Here is a 6671-nt window from a genome sequence, read left to right as displayed (position 1 = left end):
CAACGACCTGCGCGATTGGCTTGCCGCGCATGACATCGCGCCGGGGATTCTGTGACGAAGACGGACGCCATCGCATAAACGCATGCCATCCACTAGGAACATGACTCCGGCCACGGATGATAAAAAATTGTTGTCCGGCAACCCTATGGGATTGCCGGACAACAATTATGCCGGACAATGTCAGTCGTCGATGTCGGCTTTGTAGAAGTTGATGTAGGAGCGGCTCGGGGTCGGACCGCGCTGGCCCTGGTAGTGCGAGCCGGTGGTAGCCGAACCATACGGATGTTCGGCCGGCGAGCTCAGCTGGAAGAAGCACATCTGGCCGATCTTCATGCCGGGCCAGAGCTTCACCGGCAACGTGGACACGTTCGACAGTTCCAACGTGATGTGGCCTTCGAAACCAGGGTCGATGAATCCCGCGGTGGAATGGGTGAGGATGCCCAGACGCCCGAGCGAGCTCTTGCCTTCAAGACGGGCCGCGATGGTCGGGTCGAGCTTCACGTACTCCCACGTGGAGCCCAACGCGAATTCTCCGGGATGCAGAATCCACGGTTCGTCGGACTTCACCTCGAACTGTTCGGTCAGCTCACCTTGGTTCTCGGCCGGATCGACATACGTGTACGCATGGTTGTTGAACAGACGGAAGAATCGATCCAACCGCACGTCGACCGACGCAGGCTGCACCATTTCCGGCGTCCACGGGTCGAGCGAGATATGACCGTCAGCCTGTGCGGCAAGAATGTCGCGATCGGACAGCAGCATCGAAAATCCTCCAAAAATCGTCATCATCAATATCGGCGCGCGAAATGCGCGGCCGCGCGAAACTGCACCCAGTCTAACGCGGCCGCGCTATAAGTCGCATGTAAGGCACGACCGGCAATGACGCGAGCTATCGGCGCATCGCGCGCAGCACGCATTTGCGCAGTTCGGAGGCGACAAGCACGATCAGCGCGAGACCGATGCACTCCAGCCATGCTCCGGCGGAAAGCGGTACGGTGCCGAATGCCGTGTTGAGGAACGGCACGTAGATGACCGCCAGCTGCAGCATCGCGGACAATGCGATCGCGCCCCACAGCCATTTGTTGGAGAACAATCCGTCGAACGCCGACTGGAGGTGCGAGCGCGAGGCGAGCGCGTTGAGCATCTGCGCGAACACCAGGATGGTGAAGCCCATCGTGCGCGCTTCGGTCATCTGGGCCTCATGTCCGACGGCGGCGACGGAACGGTCGGTGAACAGGCCTCCGGCCAGATGCATGTCCATGCCGATCAGCGTGACGGCAGCCATGACGAGGCCGATGAAAATGATGTCGCCCCACATCTCACCGTCGATCACGCGATCCGTCAGGCGACGCGGGCTGCGCGCCATCACGTCGTCGGAGGACGGGTCGACGCCCATGGCGAGCGCCGGCGCGGCGTCGGTGAGCAGATTGATCCACAGCAGTTGCGTGGCGAGCAGCGGCACGGTGACGCCTTGGGTTCCCGGCTGGGTGATGCCGAGGAATCCGGCGAGCATCACGCCTCCGAACACGGTGAACACCTCGCCGACGTTGGAACTGAGCAGATATCGGAGGAATTTGCGGATGTTGTCGAAGATGCCGCGGCCTTCGCGCACCGCCGCGACGATGGTGCTGAAATTGTCGTCGGCGAGGATCATCTTGGCGCTTTGCTTGGTCACTTCGGTGCCGGTGATGCCCATCGCGACGCCGATGTCGGCGGTTTTGACCGCGGGCGCGTCGTTCACGCCGTCACCGGTCATGGCCACGATGTTCCCCTGCCGTTGCAGGGATTCGACGATGCGCAGCTTGTGTTCCGGCGCGACCCGCGCGTATACGGACACCGTGCCGGTGGCGTTGTCGAGCGCCCGGTCGTCGGCGAGTTCGTCGAGCTGGCTGCCGGTAAGCACGTCATCGCGCAGTGATTCGCCATGACGCACGGCTTCGGATGTGATGATGCCGAGGTCGCTGGCGATGCGCGCCGCGGTGAGCGGATGGTCGCCGGTGATCATGACGGTGCGGATGCCGGCACGGTGCGCTTCGGCGATGGAATCGCGTACTTCCGTGCGCGGCGGGTCGATGATGCCGACCATGCCGGTCCAGATCAGATCGCGTTCGAGCACGTCGCTTTGTTCCGCGATGTCGGCGACTTGGCCGGCGGCATCGAGCGTGATGCCCGGCACGTCGGCGAGCGATGCGGTGCCGAGCGGACGGTATGCCTGGCCGAGTGTGCGGTACGCTTCGGAAGACAATCGTTCGACGGTCGCGAGTATCCGCTGGCGGTCGCCCTGCGTCATCGGCCGGACGGCGTTGCCCACGGCGATGCGATCGCAATAGCCGAGCAGCACGTCGGGAGCGCCTTTTGCGAATAGGGTGAGCCGGCCCGCGTCGGTGTTGTTCTGCGCGACGATGGACATGCGCTTGCGTTCGGAGGTGAAGGGGATTTCGCCGACGCGCGTGTAGTTCGCGTATTTGCGGTCCGCCTTGATTTTTCGCGCGGCGACGATCAACGAGACTTCGGTCGGATCTCCGATGGCCTCCCAACGGGCATCACCGGAGTCCGTGGTGTTCTCGCGCAATTCGCCGTCGTTCGCGAGCGCGCCCACCGCAAGTGTGGCGATGGCCTCCGCTTCGGCTGCGGATCCCGCCACGGGCTGCGCCTGCTCCCCTGCCACCATGCGGCCTTCGGGCGCGTATCCGGTGCCGGTGAGCCGTACTTCGCCGCTGGGGGTGACGATACGTTCGACGGTCATCTCGTTGCGGGTCAACGTACCGGTTTTGTCGGAGCAGATCACCGATGCGGAACCAAGCGTCTCCACGGAGTGGAGTTTTTTGACGATCGCATGGTGCATCGCCATGCGTTGCACGCCCAAGGCGAGCACGACCGTCAGAATCGCGGCCAATCCTTCCGGTACGGCGGCGACGGCGAGCGATACGGCGAGCAGCAGCGAATCGATGACGTCGTGCACGTCGTGGAATCCTTCGGTGATGGCGAGCGCCGCCAGCACGATAACCGCGATGGCGCACACGGCGATGCCGAGGATCTTGGAGACGTGGTTCATTTCCTTCTGCAGCGGGCTGTCGTCGTCTTCCGTGGCTTGCAGCAGGTCGGCGATCTTGCCGACTTGGGTGCCCATGCCGGTGCTGGTCACGATGGCGCGTCCGGTGCCTTGGGTGACGGACGTGCCGTTGAACACCATGTTGGCGCGGTCGCCGAGGGCTTTGGCCTGGGTGAGCGTATCGGTTTTCTTGCCGACCGGCACGCTTTCGCCGGTGAGGCTGGCTTCCGCGACGCGCAGGCTTGCCGCGGCGAACAGGCGTCCGTCGGCGGATATGGAGTCGCCTTCGCCGAGCACGATGACGTCGCCCGGCACCACGTCGGTGGTGTTGATGCGTTCGATGGCGCCGTCGCGCACCACGTTGGTCTGCGGCGCGGTCATTTGGGAGAGCGCCTCGACCGCCGCTTCCGCCTTCGATTCCTGGATGTAGCCGAGCGCCGCGTTGACGATGAGGATGAGCACGATGACGATGGCGTCGAACGGCAATGCCTCGGTCTGGGCACCTGGCGCGGCGTTGGCGCGTTCGATGAACCATGCGATCAGCGAGATGCCGGTCGCGGCGAGCAGCAGGTAGACCAGCGGATCTTTGAATTGCGCGAGGAATTTTCTCCATTTCGGCACGGGCGGCGCGGATGCGAGTTCGTTCGGGCCATATTGTTCGAGCCGTCGTTTGGCTTCGGCGCGGCTGAGTCCGGTGTTCGGGTCGACGCCGAGCGACTGCGCCACCTGTGCGGCGTCGGCGAGCGACGGATCGGTCGATCGTTCGGCGTTCACTGTCGAATCGACGGTCGTTGACGGATTGGCTTGCGTCGGATTATCGGATGCCGGCTTATCGGACGTCGCATCATCGGATAGGCGTCCGACCGGATGTTCGGCGTTCGCCGTTCGCGCTGTGTTCTTGGAATCGCCCGCACTGGTTTGGCGCTGGGGCTGGATGGATTGATCTTCCTTGCGATCAACCATGGTGATCTCCTTGGGAGCGCCGCGGAGTAGTCAACGTTCCTCCATGCGGCGTGATCACGTCGCATGGAGCAGCATTGCGCGGTTGTGGGCATCGGGCGTGTGCCGTCGATGCATGTCCCGTCATTATTACACACCGTGACTATTTTGCATAATCCATCGTTTCAGGCTTCACCATATCGACATCATCCGGTGAAGCACGCGGAAAACGGAGAAAATCCCTTGGGAAGTATGATATATTAGTGATTGTTGGTAAATTTGATTACTTATGTCGCGCAAGTGACATACCAGGCAACGACGCAGTAACGCAAGGGGCAATCCTATGACAACAACAATCGAACAGGCAGACAAAGCCAGCGCGAACTGGCTCACCGACCCGACGGTTTTCGCGGTGAACCGCAAACCGGCGCATTCCAATCATCGGTATGCCATCGGGGAATCCACCAATCCGACGCAGAGCCTCGACGGCGAATGGAACGTGCGCATCGCGCAGGCCGCACAGGTCGATGTGGAGAACGCGCCGTTCGCCGCGCCGGGCTACGCGACCGACGATTTCGGCAGCATCGACGTGCCGGGGCACCTGCAGATGGCTGGATACCTCAAGAACAAGTACGTCAACGTGCAGTACCCATGGGATGGCCATGAGGACCCGCAGGAGCCGAACGTTCCCGACAACAACCACGTCGCGATCTACCGTCGCCGTTTCGCGCTCGGCAAGCCGCTGGCGAGCAACCTGCAGGACAATGGCACCGTCAATCTCGTCTTCCATGGCATGGCCACCGCGATCTACGTATGGCTCGACGGCGTGTTCGTCGGCTACGGCGAGGACGGTTTCACGCCGAATGAATTCGACGTCACGCGCATACTGAACCGCGACAAGGGCGCGGAGCATACGCTCGTCGTCGCATGCTTCGAATATTCCAGCGCGTCCTGGCTGGAAGACCAGGACTTCTGGCGTCTGCACGGCCTGTTCCGTTCGGTCGAGCTCGTGGCACAGCCCCGCACGCATGTCGAGAACATGCAGATCGAGGCCGATTGGGATGCGGCCGCACGCACGGGCTCGCTCGACGCGAAACTTCAGCTGCGCGATGCGGACGAGGCAGGCAAGGTCATCGCGCAACTGCACGACGCGAACGGCACGGTCATCTGGGAATCGGAGCAGGACGCCGCCGCGGAAACCACGCTGGCATCGGATGCGTTGGAGACCGTCTCGCCGTGGAGCGCGGAGGAACCGACGCTGTATGAGCTGACGATCCGCGTGACCGGCCCTGATGGCGGCACCATCGAAACCATCACGCAGAAGATCGGCTTCCGCACGTTCCGCATCGAGAACGGCATCATGACGCTTAACGGCAGGCGCGTGGTGTTCAAGGGCGCGGACCGCCACGAATTCGACGCGAAGCGCGGACGCGCGATCACCCGGCAGGACATGATCGACGACATCATGTTCTGCAAGCGCCACAACATCAACGCCATCCGCACTTCGCATTATCCGAACCAGGAATACTGGTACGACCTGTGCGACGAATACGGCATCTATCTGATCGACGAGACCAATCTGGAGACGCACGGCAGCTGGGTCGCGAACAACGTGGAGACGCCCGAGGACGCCGTTCCCGGCAGCAAGCCCGAATGGGAGGGCGCGTGCGTGGACCGCGTCAACAGCATGCTGCGCCGCGATTACAACCATCCGAGCGTGCTCATCTGGTCGCTCGGCAACGAATCCTTCGCGGGCGAGGTGTTCCGCGCGATGTACCGCCATGTGCATGAGGTCGATCCGAACCGTCCCGTGCATTACGAGGGCTGCGTGCACGACCGCGACTTCGAGGACGTGACGGACATCGAAAGCCGCATGTACGCGCACGCCGACGAGATCGAACGGTACCTGACCGACGGCAAGACCCCGAAGAAGCCGTATCTTTCCTGCGAATACATGCATGCCATGGGCAATTCGTGCGGCAACATGGACGAATACACGGCGTTGGAACGCTATCCGCAGTATCAGGGCGGTTTCATCTGGGATTTCATCGACCAGGCGATCGATGACGGCACCGGCAATCTGCGTTACGGCGGCGATTTCGGTGACCGTCCGACCGATTACGAGTTCTCCGGCGATGGTTTGCTATTCGCGGACCGCCGTCCGTCGCCGAAGGCGCAGGACGTGAAGCAGCTGTATGCGAACGTGCATATCGACGTTACCGAGGACGGCCTGACCATCCGCAACGACAACCTCTTCGTGTCGACGGACGCATACGTCTTCGCATTGCGCGTGCTTGCCGACGGCGTTCCGGTGTGGCGCACCGAGCGGCGCTTCGACGTGGCAGCAGGCGAAACCGTTTCCTTCGCCGTGGATTGGCCGATCGACGATTACCGCGATTCCGCGCATGAACTGGTTCTGGAGGCATCGCAGCAGCTTGCCGAGGCGACCGACTGGGCGCCGGCAGGCTATGAGCTGTCGTTCGGACAGCATGTGGTCGCAGGCTTTGCGGCGAACCATGACGGCGGTTCCGCGACCGCGCCGTCCGACGCCGCCATCACCATCGGACGCTGGAACATCGGTGTGCGCGGAGCGGGACGCGAGGCGTTGTTCTCCCGCGCGCAGGGCGGCATGGTCTCCTACACGTTCGGCGAGCGCGAATTCGTGCCGCGCAAGCCGCTG

3 protein-coding genes are annotated in these 6671 nt (G+C 62.7%); 1 reads left to right on the top strand and 2 read right to left on the bottom strand.

What is annotated here, in order from left to right; translation table 11 throughout:
- Positions 1-180: 180 nt before the first annotated feature.
- Both dcd and B3C64_RS08720 read right to left on the bottom strand, forming a co-directional pair.
- Positions 181-762 (bottom strand): dCTP deaminase, encoded by a 582-nt coding sequence (gene dcd, locus B3C64_RS08725; RefSeq protein ID WP_291535101.1) that lies wholly within the window; start codon positions 760-762, stop codon positions 181-183.
- A gap of 127 nt (positions 763-889) precedes the next feature.
- The gene (locus tag B3C64_RS08720) at positions 890-4015 is read right to left on the bottom strand and encodes a cation-translocating P-type ATPase (RefSeq protein ID WP_291535100.1); all 3126 of its coding nucleotides are present in this window, start codon (positions 4013-4015) and stop codon (positions 890-892) included.
- Between the two features lie 319 nt (positions 4016-4334).
- Between B3C64_RS08720 and B3C64_RS08715 the strand changes: the two genes are divergently transcribed.
- The coding region (locus B3C64_RS08715; RefSeq protein ID WP_291535099.1) for a glycoside hydrolase family 2 TIM barrel-domain containing protein at positions 4335-6671 on the top strand (2337 nt) is incomplete at its 3' end.

It is taken from the genome of Bifidobacterium sp. UBA6881 (assembly GCA_002451435.1).
Lineage (GTDB): Bacteria > Actinomycetota > Actinomycetes > Actinomycetales > Bifidobacteriaceae > Bifidobacterium.
Note: the sequence above shows the minus strand (reverse complement) of the source record. Positions and strands in the feature narration are given on the sequence as shown.

Coding starts and splice junctions, on each gene's coding strand:
- dcd (WP_291535101.1), bottom strand. CDS start 762: ATGCTGCTGTCCGATCGCGACATTCTTGCCGCACAGGCTGACGGTCAT.
- B3C64_RS08720 (WP_291535100.1), bottom strand. CDS start 4,015: ATGGTTGATCGCAAGGAAGATCAATCCATCCAGCCCCAGCGCCAAACC.